Annotated in this window: 10 protein-coding genes; 9 read left to right on the forward strand and 1 reads right to left on the reverse strand. The window is 58.7% G+C overall.

What is annotated here, in order from left to right:
- The 7 genes from IOC61_RS03060 to hutC all read left to right on the forward strand — a co-directional run bounded on the left by IOC61_RS03060 (position 1) and on the right by hutC (position 12,428).
- On the forward strand, positions 1-666 hold the full coding sequence (locus IOC61_RS03060; protein WP_229332890.1) for an HAD family hydrolase: 666 nt from the start codon (positions 1-3) through the stop codon (positions 664-666).
- A 165-nt stretch (positions 667-831) separates the two neighbouring features.
- Positions 832-3,711 carry an SNF2-related protein gene (locus IOC61_RS03065; RefSeq protein WP_195687397.1) on the forward strand — a complete coding sequence of 960 codons (2,880 nt, stop codon included), beginning with the start codon at positions 832-834 and terminating at the stop codon, positions 3,709-3,711.
- 166 nt (positions 3,712-3,877) lie between these two features.
- Complete coding sequence (locus tag IOC61_RS03070) at positions 3,878-7,228, forward strand: site-specific DNA-methyltransferase (RefSeq protein WP_195687398.1); 3,351 nt, start codon at positions 3,878-3,880, stop codon at positions 7,226-7,228.
- Positions 7,218-7,808, forward strand: a complete 591-nt coding sequence (locus IOC61_RS03075; protein WP_195687399.1) for a hypothetical protein — start codon at positions 7,218-7,220, stop codon at positions 7,806-7,808. Before IOC61_RS03070 ends, IOC61_RS03075 begins: the two co-directional genes overlap by 11 nt.
- The gene (locus IOC61_RS03080) at positions 7,805-7,996 is read left to right on the forward strand and encodes a hypothetical protein (RefSeq protein WP_195687400.1); all 192 of its coding nucleotides are present in this window, start codon (positions 7,805-7,807) and stop codon (positions 7,994-7,996) included. The genes IOC61_RS03075 and IOC61_RS03080 overlap by 4 nt, the downstream gene beginning before the upstream one ends.
- Positions 7,996-11,373, forward strand: coding sequence for a DEAD/DEAH box helicase family protein (locus IOC61_RS03085; protein ID WP_195687401.1), 3,378 nt, complete (start codon positions 7,996-7,998; stop codon positions 11,371-11,373). Before IOC61_RS03080 ends, IOC61_RS03085 begins: the two co-directional genes overlap by 1 nt.
- A 338-nt stretch (positions 11,374-11,711) precedes the next feature.
- Complete coding sequence (gene hutC / locus IOC61_RS03090; RefSeq protein ID WP_195687402.1) at positions 11,712-12,428, forward strand: histidine utilization repressor; 717 nt, start codon at positions 11,712-11,714, stop codon at positions 12,426-12,428.
- Between the two features lie 76 nt (positions 12,429-12,504).
- On the opposite strand, the gene IOC61_RS03095 is transcribed toward hutC, so the two are convergent.
- Complete coding sequence (locus IOC61_RS03095) at positions 12,505-13,827, reverse strand: YjiH family protein (protein ID WP_195687403.1); 1,323 nt, start codon at positions 13,825-13,827, stop codon at positions 12,505-12,507.
- 333 nt (positions 13,828-14,160) lie between these two features.
- Between IOC61_RS03095 and hutI the strand changes: the two genes are divergently transcribed.
- On the forward strand, positions 14,161-15,378 hold the full coding sequence (hutI, locus tag IOC61_RS03100) for an imidazolonepropionase (RefSeq protein WP_195687404.1): 1,218 nt from the start codon (positions 14,161-14,163) through the stop codon (positions 15,376-15,378).
- Entirely contained in the window at positions 15,368-16,330 is a 963-nt protein-coding gene (gene hutG / locus IOC61_RS03105; RefSeq protein WP_195687405.1) for a formimidoylglutamase, read from the forward strand. The genes hutI and hutG overlap by 11 nt, the downstream gene beginning before the upstream one ends.
- Positions 16,331-16,348: the final 18 nt, after the last annotated feature.

Raw genomic sequence — 16,348 nt, forward strand, 5'->3', positions numbered from 1 at the left:
ATGTCTTGCAGGGCAATGCGCCTGGCGCTGTTCGATCTGGATGACACCCTGCTCGACGGGGACATCACCGGGTACTGGAACGAGTGGCTGATCGAGCAGGGCTGGATCCCGGATGCCGCCGAGTATCGCCGCACCTGGGAGAGCCATATGGCCGACTACGCGGCAGGCACCCTGGATATGGAGGCACATCTGACCTTTCTCCTCGCCCCCTTGGCAGGACGCAAGGTCCGGGAAGTGGCCGAGCAGGTCGAGGTCTTCCTCGATAGTCGCATCATGCCGCGGCTATTCCCGGGAGGCCTTGCGCAGGTGGCATGGCATCGCGAGCGGGGGCATACCGCCGTCGTCATCTCCGCCTCGACCGCTCAGCTGGTGGCGCCACTCGCCAGGCGCTTGGGCTGCGATGCGGCACTGGCGACGGAGCTCGAGGAGCAAGCCGGTCGCTATACCGGCCAGGCGCGCGGTATCCGCACCTTCAAGGAAGGGAAGCTTCACGCACTCCGGGAATGGCTGGGAGAGGCGCAGCCAGCGGAGACCTGGGGCTACTCTGATTCCCGCAACGATCTTCCGCTTCTCGAGGCGGTGGAGAAACCCCACGCCATCCATCCGGACCCGGTGCTCGCCGGCATCGCGCGTGAGCGGGGCTGGGCGATGCCCACGTGGCGGTGAGGACGCGCGATGTAGCACCCCTCGCCGCGATGACCAAGACCGGCACCTTCGGCCATATCGAGCCGTTCAAGCTGGTGTAGTCAACACCCTAAGTCGCCTTGATCATCGTTCCGGCACGGGAGAGAGTGGGTAGCTGCTCCTATCGCAACCGGACAGGCTTCAGGGATGACCACAGAGCGCATCACGGACTACCACGCCAAGTACTTCGCCTATGAGCTGACCCGCCAGCGCAGGGGGGGAGACGTTGACCGCCTGGCTGCTTCGTTGTTCGACGCCTCGGTTGATCTCAATCCGCATCAGATCGATGCGGCCCTGTTCGCCCTGCAGAACCCGCTGACTAAGGGGGTACTGCTGGCCGACGAGGTGGGGCTTGGCAAGACGATCGAAGCTGCGCTGGTCATCTGCCAGTACTGGGCAGAGCGTCGGCGTCGGCTGGTGGTGATTGCTCCAGCAGCCCTGCGCAAGCAGTGGGCGAGCGAGCTGGCTGAGAAATTCCACCTGCCCACTCAAGTGCTGGATGCCCGCACCTACAAACAGCAGCGTGCTCAGGGAATCTACGATCCGTTGGACCAGGATGTCATCAGCGTGATGTCCTACCACTTCGCGGCCAAGCTGGAACCCCAGCTGCGCACCATCCCCTGGGACCTGGTGGTGATCGACGAGGCTCACAAACTGCGTAATGCTCACCGTGAGAGCCATCGCACTGGGCAGGCCATCAAACGCACCTTTGCTGGCAGTCGCAAGCTGCTGCTCACCGCTACACCATTGCAAAACTCGCTGCTCGAACTCTACGGTCTGTCGACGGTGATTGATGACCAGCTGTTCGGTGATGCCATCAGCTTTCGCCGGCAGTTTATGCGTGGCGGCAACGACATAGAGGGGCTGCGACGCCGGCTAGATGAATTCGCCAAACGCACCCTCCGCCGCCAGGTGCTGGAGTATGTGCAGTACACCGAGCGCAAGGCGCTGACGATCCCCTTCACCCCCTCCCAGGATGAACAGCGGCTCTACCATTTGGTCTCGGGCTACCTGGAGCGCGAAGACAGCTATGGCGTGCCCACTCGCCAACGCCACCTGGTGTCACTAGTCATACGCAAGCTGCTGGCCTCCTCCACCACTGCCATTATCCAGACGTTGGAGACCCTCAAGGAGCGACTCGAGGCACTGCATGACCGGCACCAGGTCGAGCAGGACTGGTTGGAGCGACTGCTGGCCGATGAGTCAGTCGATGAGGAGCTGTTGGAAGCAGCTGAAGCCGATGAAGTCGAGGAGGCCGATCCCCGGTATGCGGAACAGGAGATCAATCCCACCCGTTTGCAGGGTGAAATCGCCGAGATCGAGCAGTACCTGAGCCTTGCTCGGGGTATCCATGAGGATGCCAAGTCCCATGCGCTGGTCACCGCGCTGGAAACCGGCTTCGCCCGCATGGATGAGATGGGCGCCCCGCGGAAAGCGGTAGTGTTCACCGAGTCGCGGCGAACCCTGGAATACCTCAGTCGGTTCCTGGAGCGTCACGGCTTTGCCGATCAGGTCGTCACCTTCAGTGGCACCAACAACAGCCCGAGCGTGACGGGTATCTATCAGCGCTGGCTTGCGGAGCATGCTGGCAGTGACCGGGTGACCGGCAGTCCCGCCATCGACCGACGCACCGCCATCATCGACCACTTCCGAGACAAGGCGCAGATCCTGGTAGCTACCGAGGCCGCGGCCGAAGGGGTCAACCTGCAGTTCTGTAACCTGGTGGTGAACTATGACCTTCCATGGAACCCCCAGCGTGTGGAGCAGCGTATCGGTCGCTGTCACCGCTATGGCCAACAGTTTGACGTGGTGGTGGTCAACTTCCTCAATCAGCGCAATGAGGCCGACAAGCGGGTTCTCGAGCTGCTGAGCGAGAAGTTCCAGCTGTTCGATGGCCTGTTCGGTGCCTCCGATGAAATTCTCGGGCGGCTGGAATCGGGCGTGGATGTGGAAAAGCGCATCGCCGATATTTACGCTACCTGTCGCACTCCTGATGCCATCGAAGCGGCCTTTGCCGAGCTGCGTGCGCAGCTGGAGGCCGATATCGATGCTCGCATGCAGGAGACCGAGAGCAAGCTACTCGAGCATTTTGATGAGCAGATCCACGATCTGCTGCGCATCCAGCGTGACAAGGCCGAGGCGCAGCTCGACCGCACCGGCAAGTTGTTCTGGAAGTTGACCCGACACTGCCTGGCCGAGCAGGCCAAGTTCAACGACAGCAGCTTGACCTTTCACTTGGAGGCTTCTCCGGTGCAGAGCGTGCCTGCCGGTGACTACTGGCTGATTCGTAAGGGGAAGGGCATCAAGCCACCTGAACATGCTCATGTCTATCGGCTGACCCATCCGCTGGGCGAGCATGTTCTCGATAGTGGCCGCCGCCGAGAGACGCCGGTCGCCACCCTGCGCTTCCAGCTATCCGATCACCCGCTGCGAATCTCGGTACTCGAACAGCTCACTACCCGCTGTGGGTGGCTGGAGCTGAATCTGCTAGAGCTGGACAGCTTTCAGCACGAGGAGCACCTGGTCTTCACTGCCCTGGCTGACGATGGCACACACCTCGACCAGGAGGCCTGTGAGCGGCTCTTCAATGTGACGGCGTTGGTAGTATCGGATAGAGCCCCTGAACCCTCTCAGGAGCTCCCTGCGTTGGCCAAGCGGCAGCTGGAAGCGACCCTCAGCCGTGTGCTTGAGGAGAATCACAGCTACTTCCAGCGCGAGCGCGACAAGCTGGAGGCCTGGGCCGATGATCAGGTGGCTTCCAGTGAAGCGCAACTGGAGGACACCCGAGCCAAGATCAAGGATGCCAAGCGCCGATCACGCACCGCCGAGACCCTTGAGGAGCAGAAGGCCGCGCAGGAAGCGCTCAAGACGCTTGAGCGTCAGCAGCGCCGCGACCGTCAGTCGATCTTCGACGTCCAGGATGAGATCGAGGAGAAGCGCGATGCGCTCATCGATGCCCTGGAGCGGCAGATGCATCGCAAGAGCCAGACCCATCTGCTGTTTCGGATCCGCTGGGAGCTGGCATGAAAGGGCCGGCGGCGCATTGGTGTGGCCGCCCGGCCTAGCCACCGGGTATCATCATCACCATACAAATCACCATCGGCCAGGCCTCCTTGCCTGGTCGCATTGTTTTCTAATTATCTGAATTGGCGGGCCTTTCTCGCCAATTGCATGAGCTGATGGGAACGGGTCAATGGCTGCTAGCACCGCGGACGATCGCAAGGAACGCTTTATCAAGCTGCTTCACGAGCTCTTCCAGCTCGACAAGCCAGAGCTGGATTTCGGGCTCTACCGCATCATGCACGCCAAGAGCGACCAGCTCTCCCGGTTTATCCGTGAAGACCTGGCTCATGCCATTGAGGAAGCCTTTGCCGAGCAGGGTGAGCAGCAGCTGGCAGCAATGCGCCAGGAGATCGAGGAGAAGCGCCGGCAGGCCGAAGAACTGGGAGCCCCGGACCCGGAGAGCGCCCCGGCGGTGAAGCAGGCGCGGGCCGCCTACGATGTCGCCAAGCGGGAGCAGAGCGCATCGGCAGACATCTACGACCACCTCTACCGTTTCTTCTCCCGTTACTACGACAAGGGCGACTTCATGAGTCGCCGCCACCACGTTGCCGAGAACGACAGCCGCGCCGCCCCCTATGCGGTACCCTATGATGGGCGCGAGGTCTACCTCCACTGGGCCAACAAGGACCAGTACTACGTCAAGTCCTCCGAAACACTAGCCAACTTCACCTTCAACCTCAACGAGGCCCTGAAGAAGCTGCAGGGCTCGGCTGCCCAGGGTGGCCTGGGTTTCGACTCGGTGGATGCAGCGCTCAAGGTTCACTGCCGCGTGGTCGACGCTACCGAAGGCGAGCATAACGATGTGAAGGAGAGTACCGAGCGCTTCTTCATCATCCACCACGACGAGCCGGCGCGCCTGGAAGGTGCCGACCTGGTGCTGCAGTTCGAGTATCGTCCCGACCCCGACAAGACCGGTCAGAGCGGCACCTGGCAAAAGAAGCGCCTCGAGGAAGCGGAAGATGTCATTATGACGGCGCTTCGTACCACCGATGGCGTCGCCGCCTACCGAGATGGGCTGGCTACCCGGGCGCCGACAGACAAGCAGAAAGAGCGCACCCTGCTGGGAAAGTATCTGCAGCAGTACACCGCCCGCAACACTATGGACTACTTTATCCACAAGGACTTGGGCGGCTTTCTCTCCCGCGAGCTGGATTTCTATATCAAGAATGAAATCCTGCGACTAGATGATATCGATAATGCCGATGTTCTGATCGTTGAGCAGCAGCTAAAGAAAATTCAGGTGCTGCGTAAAATTGCCAAGCAAGTTATCGCTTTCTTGGCGCAGCTAGAGAATTTTCAGCGAAATCTTTGGCTTAAGAAGAAATTTGTTTTAAGCTCTGATTATTGTGTTTCTTTAGATCATTTAAATGGTTGCGAAGATCTTGTCTCCGATATTGTAAATAATGAGGTGCAAAGGAGGCAATGGGAAGAGTACTGTTCTGTTGATTTAAATGAGCTGGATGAGATTTTAGATTGTGAAGGCCCCGCAGGAGTCTTGCTGAGTAGTAAGTTAAAGTTCCTGATGGTAGATACGGGGCTTCTTTCGAAAGAACTCAAAATGGACGTACTGTCTCGTTCTGGTATTTCATTTTCCAGCTTGGATGGCATACTCGTTCAGTCCGATAACTTTCAGGCAATAAGGATGGCGGAAAGAACATTCGAGAAATCTTTTCCGATGTGCTATATCGACCCGCCTTACAATACTGGCGATGACGGGTTTGTTTACAAGGATAGCTATAAAGATTCAAGCTGGCTCACGATGCTTTATAACAGGATTTCGTCTAGCTTGCACTTGATGACTAAAGATGCTTTTGTCGTTGTTAGCTTTGATGATGTAGAGATTCAGAATTTTGGTCTCTTGGCAGATGAGATTTTTGGCTCAAGCAACCGCCTTGCTAGGTTGGTTTGGGACAGAAACAGGAAAAATGATGCAAAGTATTTTTCGGTTGGCCATGAATATATGGCGGTTTACTGCTTAGATAAGGAAGCTTTGGATAAATCAGGAAAAAAACTCAGAGAGCTTAAGACGGGGGTGGATGAGGCGAAAGTCGAGTTTGAGAGAATAAAAAAAAGGGTTGGGAATAACTTGGGGGGTATCCATGAAGAATGGAAGTTGTTCGTTTCGTCGATTAAAGACCCGGAAACAAAAAGTATTTTGTCGAAATATCCCAAGATGTCTTTTAGAGGGCCGTATAGGGATGATGGGAATATAAACTGGCCAGGTGGTAAGGGGCCAAGATATGAGGTCTTGCACCCTCAAACAAAGCTGCCTGTAAAAATTCCCAAAAGTGGGTGGAGATATTCTAAGTCCGAAACTTTTTGGGAAAGGTATGATAGAGGAGAAATATCTTTCGGTCGTGATGAGAAGACCGTTCCAGGTGTAGTTTATTATCTTTTTGAGAACTCACGTCAAGTGATGGGAAGTGTCTTTTGGAGTTATGCGCAAAATACTAATAATGCATTTGAAGCGATCATGGGAGATCGGGTTTTTGACAACCCTAAAGATGTGAAAGATATAGGTAGGCTGCTTTCGTATTTCGAAAAAAATGGTTGGGTGATAGATTATTTTTCCGGCTCTGGTACCACGGGTGCATCTGTAATAAATAACAAAAGATTAGGAAGGGGTGAGAAGAAGTACTTCTTGGTGGAGATGGGTGAGTATTCTTTAGATGTGATTAAGCCTAGGCTTGTGAAGTCGGCATACTCACAAGATTGGAAAGGTGGGGCCCCTTTAGAGGATGGCAAAGGGGAGCTGAATGGCGTGTCTCAATGCTTCAAATACCTCCGCCTTGAAAGTTATGATGACACGCTCAATAACCTCGAGCTTGACGATAACCCCCAGCGCGATGCGCTGATGGAGCAAAATCCGGAGCTGCGCCGCGACTATACCCTCAAGTACCTGCTCGACGTGGAAACCCGCGGCTCGGCCAGCCTGCTCAATACCGAGTGGTTCCGTGATCCAGAAAGCTACACGCTTAAAGTGAAGCAGCCCGGCAGCGACGAGACCCGGGAAACGGCTGTCGACTTGGTCGAGACCTTCAACTGGCTGATGGGCCTGCATGTCACTCACCTGGACAAGCCGCGTACCTATATCGCCCGCTTCAAGCGCGAGGAAGACCCCGAGCTTCCGGAGGATCAGAACACTCGGCTCAAGGCGGTCAGCCTGCGCGAAAACGAAGACGGCGCCTACTGGATCCGCCAGGTCGAAGGGCATGTGCGTCGTATTCCGGGCAGCGATGAGGACCTGGCCAAGGTGCTGGTGGTGTGGCGCAAGCTGACCGACGATCCAGAGAAGGACGCCGCGGTGCTGGAGGCGCTTCTGGAAAAGTACAAGATCGGCACAACCGACAGTGAGTTCGATGCCATCTACATCAACGGCCCACATGGCTTGAACCTGACCGGCAGTGCGCGCAGCCGTGTGCACAGCCTGGAAGAGACCTTCCATGCCCGCATGTGGGAGGGGTGTGACGATGAGCACTGAATCCAGCGCACCTACCTGCTGGATCGTTGCCGGTCCTAACGGTGCCGGCAAGACGACCTTTGCGCTTCACTATCTGCCCCAGGTGGCGAACTGCTCGCGATTTATTAACGCCGACCTGATCGCCGCCGGGCTGTCGCCCTTGGCACCGGAGCGGGAGCTGCTCGCTGCCAGCCGTATCTTCCTGCGAGAAATCGAAGATGCGATCGGGGAAGGCGAGGACTTTGCTTTCGAGACGACGCTCTCGGGGCGTGGCTATCTGAGCCTGGTGAAGCGGCTGCTTGATACGGGCTGGCGAGTCGAGCTGGTCTACCTGGCACTGCCTTCGGTGGAAATGTCGCGCCTTCGCGTAGCTGAGCGTGTCTCTCATGGCGGCCACAACATCCCGCTGAAGGACATTCAGCGCCGCTTCCCACGCAGCCTGCACAACCTGCTGACGCTCTATGCACCCAGTGTCACGCGGGCTCGCTGCTTCATGAATGCCGGAGGCACGCCGGAGCCAGTCTTTGAGCAGACCGGTCAAGAACGCCATATTCTCAATGACCACCATTATAACCGACTCGTCAAGGAGGCTCGGCCATGACCCAGCTAGCACCAGACACTCAGGAAATGCTCGATAGCCTCCGTACCGCAGTCGCTGACACCTTGGAGCGTAAGAGACGGCTCGGTCAGTACGCGGTGATTTGGCAAGACGGCAAGCCTGTGCTGGTCGGTGAGAATGCGCCGCAGCAAACCGCTGAGCAGGATGACGATAGTCAGGAGTCGCATTAATGGCACGGAGGCCACGCCAGACCAGGATCAAGCAGCTCAGCACCAAGAGCGACTTCCTCAAGAAGCTGGTACTCAACCAATGGGTGCTGACGCGTTTCGGGATCGACCCGCTGGAGCAGTATCGCGACGGCGGGAGCCGCGTCCGGCCGATTACGCTGCTCAGCAAAACGTTGAAGGAGAGTGACCCTGGGCTGACCGGTGATCGCCATCACCACTATCTCCATGACTTGCTGGGCAGCTACCAGCCCACCTGGAAGTATGGCGAGGAGGATCTAAAGCGCTTCGATGCCAATATCGTCGAGCATACCGATGCGCTTAATCAGCAGCGAGAGGTCGAGGTCGATTGGAAGTACTTCCAGTGGCTGACTCTGCTGTTCGTGGAGATCTACCTCCACGAGTACTTCCGTGATCGCGAAGCGCTCAAGGCCAGCCTTAACCACCAAGTCGAGCGGTTCAACAGCTTCTGGCAGGGGCAGGGCTACCAGACCGGCATTGGCTCCTATGAGGATGCTGACCTCAACAAGCTGTGTTTGCAGAACGCTACGGGCTCCGGCAAGACGCTGCTGATGCACACCAACGTGCGTCAATTTCGCCATTACGCCCGTGAGTACCACCGCCTCGCTGATTATGGCCAGATCATCCTGATTACACCCAACGAACGCCTCAGCGAGCAGCATCTGCTGGAGTGTCGCGATTCCAGCCTGGAGGCGGAGCGCCTCAGCCAGGACGGTGGTGACCTCTTCAGCGGGGAGCGGAAATCGCTGAGCCGTGTTGCCGTGACCGAGATCACCAAGCTCGGTAACGTGCAGGGCAAGAAGACCATGGCGGTCGATAGCTTTGGCGATGGCAACCTGTTGCTGGTCGATGAGGGTCATCGCGGGCTGGGTTCGGCCAGTGAGGAAAAGGGCTGGCTGTCGCATCGTAACAAGTTAGCCGGGCGCGGCTTCACCTTCGAGTACTCGGCCACTTTCAAGGAGGCGGTGGTTGCCGCCAAGGATGCCGCGGTGGAGGAGACCTACGCCAAGAGCATCCTGTTCGATTACGGCTACCGTTACTTCTACGAGGATGGCTACGGCAAGGATTACCGCATCTTCAACCTGCCGGAGAAGGAGACCCAGCAGCGCTACACCTATCTCACGGCGGCACTGCTGGCCTTCTATCAGCAGCAGCGCTACTACCAGGAAGAGCACGGCCAGTTGACCCAGTGGAACCTGGCCGCACCGCTGTGGGTGTTCGTCGGGGCCAGCGTGGTTAGAGACGACGGCAGTAAGGAAACTGCCAAGAACTATAAGGAGCGTGCCTCCGATATTGCACAGGTGCTGGGCTTTCTGGCTTGGTTCCTGGGGGAAAAAGACGAGGCTCGCCGGGCGCTGAGCACTGTTTTTGAAGGTGATGCGTCAACGGCCGGGCTGATCGACAAGCAAGGCAACGAGATCTTCTCGGGCAGCTTCCCTTGGCTCAAGGCCCAAGGGCCGTCTGTTGATGAGCTTTACCGAGACATTCTCACCTACATTTTCCATGCCCCGGGCGGCGGCACGTTGAACGTCGACCGTATCACCGGCGACTCCGGTGAGCTGCTGCTGAAGGTAGGCGAGGCCGAGCAGCCCTTCGGGCTGATCAACGTAGGTGATGCGCTGGGCCTGGCCGAACACCTGGAGAGCAGCAAGATTCAATATTTGCAGGTCCGAAAGTCGGAGTTGGCCAACCCTATCTTCGCCGAGGTCACTCGCGAAAACTCGCCGGTCAACTTGCTGATCGGCTCAAAGAAGTTTATCGAGGGGTGGAACTGCTGGCGTGTCTCCAGCATGGGGTTGATGAACACCGGCAAGAAGGAAGGCTCGCAGATCATCCAGCTATTCGGCCGCGGTGTGCGTCTTAAAGGCCGCGATATGAGCCTAATGCGCTCCAGCCGGCTCGATCCGGTGCTGGCACCCAAGCACCTCTATCTGCTCGAGACCCTCAACGTCTTCGGCGTTGGCGCCGACTTTATGGCGACTTTCCGGGATTTCCTGGAGGACGAGGGCCTGACGGGTAACGACCAGCCCGAGATCCATACGCTCAAGCTGAACGTGATGGAGGACGTCGGCAAGTCGCTGAAGATGTTGCGCCCCAAGGTTAGGCAGGACACCAAACAAGCCTATAGCTTCCACCGCGATGGCCCTTTAGTACTCTTCGGGCATCCTGTGAATGCCGTCAGCAGCGGTTTCCATCATGAGCTGGGTCTGACGCCGGATATCGTGCTGAAGGAGCGCAAGGTCGAGCTCGACCGCTACCCTCGGGTCGAGAGTCTTCAGGCTTCTGGCGTGAAGGACGTGATGGCCAAGCCCGGCCAGGCCAAGCAGCACGAGCGCTTCTTCGATGACAATCGTCTCCTGTTCCTGGATATGGCTGCCCTGGAGCGCGACCTGGAGCGCTATCGGCGCTCCAGGGGCTATGCCAATCTGCTGATCGATGCCAGCCGACTCCCGGCGCTGCTAAAGAGCCAGGTGTGGTATACGTTGCTGGTCCCTGACGATCAGTGGAAGCTGCACGCCGACAACTTCCAGCGCTACCAAAGCATGGCGCTGGAGCTCCTGTCGCTGCTGATGGATCGAGTCTTCAACTACCACCGCCGCGCCTACCTGGAGCCGCGCCTGGAACTGGTGGCGCTCGAGGATGCCCGTGGCAACCTGCCCGATACCAAGGAGTATCAGCTGATCGTCGATGGCAGCGAATCGGCACTGATCGACGACATCAAGCAGATGAAGGAGGCCATCGAGCAGCAGCGTCAGGCCGTCTATCGCTCATCCAAGGCCAGCGGTGTCAGCGCAATTCAAATTGATGCCCACCTCTACAGTCCGCTGCTGCACCTGGGCAAGGACAGCCGTATCCGTGTTGAGCCCGTTGCCCTCAACGATAGCGAGTTCCGTTTCGTCGAGGATCTGAAAAGATGGCTGGAGCGAAACCAGCAGGCGCTCGCTGAACGAGGTGAACAGCTCTACCTGCTGCGTAACCTGGTGAAGCAGGGGGTCGGCTTCTTCGAGGCCGGTGGGTTCTATCCCGACTTTATCCTCTGGCATGTGCAGGATGACCGCCAGCGCATCGTCTTCGTTGATCCCCATGGGCTTCGCCATACCGGGCCCAAGGACGAGAAGATCGAGTTCGGGGAGCGCATCAAGGAGGTGGAGCGGCGCCTGAAGACTGACCACGTAGAGCTGGAAAGTGTCATCCTGGCACCTTCCAGCACCACGCGGGAGTGGATTATCAGCCACTGGGGCATGACCGCGGAAGAGCTACGCACCAAGCACGTGCTGTTTATGTCAGATTCCAACTACCTGGACAGCTTGATGCAGGTGGTGGCAGGCCAGCCGGCCGAAGCAGCGACTATGCAACCATGACTTCCTCTACCTATCGGAGCCACTACTGGTTCACTAACCGCTAAGCTCGCTTGACGGTGAAGATGATGGGCCTGTCCAAGAAACCTGACAGTCATCGATTGTGTAAACTCAACAGGATGTTCACGGAAAGGCCCAGCCGGCTAGCCATTGAGTGGTAACTCATACTTGTTCGTCTGCTAATATTTAACCACTTTGTTGGTCAGCAGGGGCATCAAAGGAAAATGTAATGTTTGTGTTAAAGCTATAGCCTGCATCACTTCTGAACACAATTGATGAACGGGCGCTATATGATAGGTATACTGTTATTGTATATGAATTATATTTTTTAAGGAATTTCTATGGCCACTACCTTGCCCCTCTATCAGCAGATACAGCAGCACCTGCTGGATAAGATCAACAGTGGTGAATGGCCTTCACATCACCAAATCCCCCCTGAGGAGCAGCTGGCCCGTGATTTCCAGGTCAGTCGCATGACCGCTAACAAAGCGATACGTGACCTGGTCCAGAAAGGCTATTTAACCCGCCAACCAGGGCTTGGCACCTTCGTCACTGATCGCAAGTCAGAGTCGTCGCTTGTTGAGGTATATAACATCGCTGAGGAGGTTCGGTCACGCGGCCACTACTATAGTAATAAGTTACTGATTTGCGAAGCGATAGAAGCCGATGATGAAATAGCGTTGCGTTTAGGCATGCGACTTGGTAGCCGAGTTTTTCACACTTTAATCCTCCATCTAGAAAATGAGGTGCCGATCCAGCTTGAGGACCGTTTCGTTAATCCGCGCTGGGCCCCGGATTATCTTGATACTGACTTCTCACACCACACACCTAATGAAGTGTTGGTGGCCGAATTTCCCATCACGGATGTGGAGCACATTGTGGAAGCGGTGCTACCTGATCATCAGGCAGCTGAATGGCTAGCTATCGATATGATGAGCCCTTGCCTGAGCATGGTTAGGCGTACTTGGTCGGGCGAGCAATTGATTAGCTATGCGCGACTGCTCCACCCCGGTGAGCGCTATAAGCTGCGCTCCTCGATGCATCGTGAGCCGACATGAGTGCGCAATTGAGCTGCTACTAATGCAAACGGCCGGGGATTCCCGGCCGTTTGCGTAAGCGAGGCTGAAGGCAGTGTCAGCCGGCCAGTGTTTGCACAAGATAGCCGGTCGGCACCGCGAGCAGTAGGCTCAGGGCCACGCGAATGAACCACACCACCAGCATGCGGCCCACCGACAGTGGAATGCTGGTGGAAAGGATGCACGGGATCGAGGCCGAGAAGAACAGCACGGCGGATACCGACACCACGCCGGCGGCGAAGCGAGCAGCGAACTCGGCCTCTGCCATCAGCAGCGCTGGCAGGAACATCTCGGCGAGCCCGGCGGCTGAGGCTTGCGCCAGGGCGGCGGCATCCGCCACGCCCCAAACCGCCACGAAAGGGTAGAAGAGCCAGCCCAGCCACTCGAACAGCGGGGTGTACTTGGCAACCAGTAGGCCCAGCAGTCCCACCGACATGATGGATGGCAGGATGCTGATCGCCATCACCAGTCCTTCCTTGAAGTTGAGCGCCACGCTGCGATGCAGACTCGGAGCCTTCTCGGCCACGTCCAGTCCGATCCTCCAGGCAGTACTCAGGCGCTTGCCGGGCACCGTTTCTGGCTCGCCATCCTCGGCGCTGTCATCCATCCGCGAGAGCGGCGGCAGACGCACGGTGACCGCGGTGACGACGAAGGTGATTAGCAGGGTCAGCCAGAAGTAGAGGTTCCAAATGTCCATCAGGTTAAGCGTCTTGGCCACGATGATCATGAAGGTGGCCGAGACCGTGGAGAAGCCGGTGGCGATAATAGCCGCCTCCCGTGCCGAGTACTGGCCGGCCTGATAGACCTGGTTGGTGATCAGCAAACCAATAGAGTAGCTGCCCACGAAGGAGGCTACGGCATCGATGGCCGAGCGCCCTGGTGTGCGCCAGATGGGGCGCATCACCGGCTGCACCAGCACGCCGATCAACTCCAGAAGACCATAGCTGATTAGCAGCGCCAGGAAGATGGCGCCGATCGGCACGATCAGGCCCACCGGAATCACTAGCTTGTCGAACAGGAAGGGCAGCATATCCGGCTCATGCAGGAAGCCCGGCCCCCATCCTGTCAGCGCCATCACCGCGGCGGCGATACCGGCAAACTTTAGCCCCGTGAAGATGCGCTCGGTCAGATTGCGGTTCCAGTAGCCGCGAATCAGCGGATAGGTTGCGCCGGCAACGATCAGTGTTAGGGCATAGAGCCCACTGGCTTCTCCAAGCAGTGCGCGTGCGCCGGTCACCAGATGATCCAGCGGGATGGTGCGCTTACTGGCGATCTCGATGGGTACGAAGAAGATTAGGATGCCCAGCGTACTGGGCAGGAACAGCTTGAGCAGGGTAGCGGCAGCGGCGGGTTGCCGAGCCTGGGGGGGTTGGCGATTCATGGGCACGCCTCTTGTCTTGTGCCGTGCAGTGACTGGATCGGATTAGGCATCTTGCCTTTTATGTATATACAAATGTAAGGCAGCCGCGTGTCCCTGCCTAGTCGAGGGGGTTAGACATTGGTCGAGTTTTTCAGCACGAGATGATCATAGAGTAGAGCCAGTTTCACTTCCATTTTATTGTTTTCATAGTTTTTTTCGTATCTATGCCCCTTGGTGCGTGCGTCTTGTCACCCACTGTTTCTTGCCAAGGCGGCTTGACGAGCTCCAGGGGGTTGGGCTTAGTTGTATATACATTGAGTTTGCATCCGCTGAGCCACTCTGGAGGAGGCCTCCATGTCGAATACCACCACCAAGCGTCGCCTTTGGCGCGATATCCACGTCTTCGATGGTCTGCGTACCCTGCCCGAGCCCATGGCCGTCGTCACTGAAGGGGCGCGGGTTGTAACGCTTGTGCCGATGCGGGAGTTCGGGGAAGGGCTGGCGGAAGGCTGCCATGACATGGGCCGCGGTGGCGTGATGACCCCAGGCCTGGTGGATTGTCATACCCACCTGGTGTTTGGCGGCTCCCGTGCTGACGAGTTCGAGGCGCGCCTGGAAGGGGTGAGCTACGAGGAGATCTCCCGGCGTGGCGGTGGCATCCTGAGCACCGTGACGGCCACACGGGAAGCCAGCGAGGACCAGCTGCTTGAGCTGGCACGGCCGCGTCTCGAGGCGCTGATCGCCGATGGTGTTACCACCGTGGAGATCAAATCTGGCTACGGCCTGACGGTCGAGGACGAATTGAAGATGCTGCGCGTGGCGCGTCGCCTCGGCGAGGAGCTTCCGGTGCAGGTAGTGACCACACTGCTGGGCGCCCATGCGCTGCCGCCCGAGTTCAAGGATGACAGCGACGGCTATATCGACCTGATATGCCAGGAGATGATCCCGGCCGCCGCCAAGGAAGGCCTTGCCGATGCCGTCGATGTGTTCTGCGAGAAGATCGCCTTCTCGGTGGCGCAGTGCGAGCGGGTCTTCGAGGCTGCCGAGGCCCATGGGCTGCCGATCAAGGCGCATGCCGAGCAGCTCTCCAACCTGGGTGGCACCGCCATGGCGGCGCGTCACGGTGCGCTCTCCGCCGATCATATCGAGTATCTGGATGACGCGGGCATCAAAGCCATGCGCCAGGCCGGCAGCGTCGCGGTGATCTTGCCCGGCGCCTTCCATACCCTGCGCGAGACCCAGCAACCTCCCATCGCGGCGCTGCGCGAGGCCGGGGTGCCCATGGCGGTGGCCACCGACGCCAACCCGGGCAGCTCGCCGCTGTTCATGCCCACGCTGATGCTGAACCTGGCCTGCACCCTGTTTCGGCTGACGCCCCAGGAGGCATTGGCCGGTATGACCGCCCATGGGGCGGCCGCCCTCGGGCTCAAGGGAGGGGGGCGGATCCAGGAGGGGGCTACCGCCGATCTGTGCATCTGGGATATCGATACCCCAGCCGCATTGGCCTATGCCGTTCAGCCTGGTCGCCTGCGCCAGCGCCTGTTCCAGGGGGAGCTGACCCATGCCGTCTGATACCTCGCTTCACTACGGCTTCGACAGTTCTCTGTGGCAAGGGCGCACCGATCCCGAGCCCGACAGCGAACGCTGGCACCAGAAGGTCCAGGCGCTGACCGAGGGCGCTGCCCCCGGCTGCGCACTGTTGGGCTTCGCCTGCGATGCCGGCGTGGCTCGCAACCAGGGCCGCATCGGTGCGGCCGAAGGTCCCGAGGCCATGCGCCGCGCCCTGGCACCGCTGGCCTGGCACCGCCGAGGGCCTGCCTATGACGCCGGTGACGTGCGTTGTGAGGGCGATGTCATGGAAGAGGCCCAGCAGGCGCTGGCCGATCGGCTCGCCGCGCTGCTGGGCGAAGGGCACCTGCCCATCGTGCTGGGTGGCGGTCATGAGGTGGCCTATGCAAGCTGGTCGGGGCTTGCCCAGCATCTGGCGACCAGCGAAGAGACGGCGCCACGCGTCGGTATCGTCAATCTGGATGCCCATTTCGATCTGCGCGACCCGCGGCACGTGCGCTCCTCGGGCACGCCCTTTTCCCAGATTGCCAACGAATGCGAGGAGCGCGGTTGGGCATTTCACTATGCCTGCCTGGGGGTGAGCCGTGCCGCCAATACGCGAGCACTGTTCGGCCGCGCCGACGAGCTTGGGGTTCTGGTGCGTGAGGATCGCGAGATCACCGCGTCACGCCTGACCAACATCGAGCAGGACCTCGCCGGCTTTATCCACGACTGCGACCACGTCTATCTGACCATCGACCTGGACGTGCTGCCTGCCGCCGAGGCTCCCGGGGTGAGCGCACCGGCTGCTCGTGGCGTTGCACTAGATCTGATCGAGCCGCTGATCGAGGGCATACGAGATAGCGACAAGCTGCGCCTGGCCGACCTAGCCGAGCTAAACCCCAGTCACGATATCGACAACCGCACTGCCAGGGCGGCAGCACGGCTTGTTCACCTGCTGACATTAAACGGCTGAACTACAGCCACTTTTAAC

Source organism: Halomonas sp. KAO, assembly GCF_015595025.1.
Lineage (GTDB): Bacteria > Pseudomonadota > Gammaproteobacteria > Pseudomonadales > Halomonadaceae > Halomonas.

What these genes read in the sequence shown, in the direction of transcription:
- IOC61_RS03060 (WP_229332890.1), top strand. Translation starts at nt 1, where the DNA reads ATGTCTTGCAGGGCAATGCGCCTGGCGCTGTTCGATCTGGATGACACC.
- IOC61_RS03065 (WP_195687397.1), top strand. Translation starts at nt 832, where the DNA reads ATGACCACAGAGCGCATCACGGACTACCACGCCAAGTACTTCGCCTAT.
- IOC61_RS03070 (WP_195687398.1), top strand. Translation starts at nt 3,878, where the DNA reads ATGGCTGCTAGCACCGCGGACGATCGCAAGGAACGCTTTATCAAGCTG.
- IOC61_RS03075 (WP_195687399.1), top strand. Translation starts at nt 7,218, where the DNA reads ATGAGCACTGAATCCAGCGCACCTACCTGCTGGATCGTTGCCGGTCCT.
- IOC61_RS03080 (WP_195687400.1), top strand. Translation starts at nt 7,805, where the DNA reads ATGACCCAGCTAGCACCAGACACTCAGGAAATGCTCGATAGCCTCCGT.
- IOC61_RS03085 (WP_195687401.1), top strand. Translation starts at nt 7,996, where the DNA reads ATGGCACGGAGGCCACGCCAGACCAGGATCAAGCAGCTCAGCACCAAG.
- hutC (WP_195687402.1), top strand. Translation starts at nt 11,712, where the DNA reads ATGGCCACTACCTTGCCCCTCTATCAGCAGATACAGCAGCACCTGCTG.
- IOC61_RS03095 (WP_195687403.1), bottom strand. Translation starts at nt 13,827, where the DNA reads ATGAATCGCCAACCCCCCCAGGCTCGGCAACCCGCCGCTGCCGCTACC.
- hutI (WP_195687404.1), top strand. Translation starts at nt 14,161, where the DNA reads ATGTCGAATACCACCACCAAGCGTCGCCTTTGGCGCGATATCCACGTC.
- hutG (WP_195687405.1), top strand. Translation starts at nt 15,368, where the DNA reads ATGCCGTCTGATACCTCGCTTCACTACGGCTTCGACAGTTCTCTGTGG.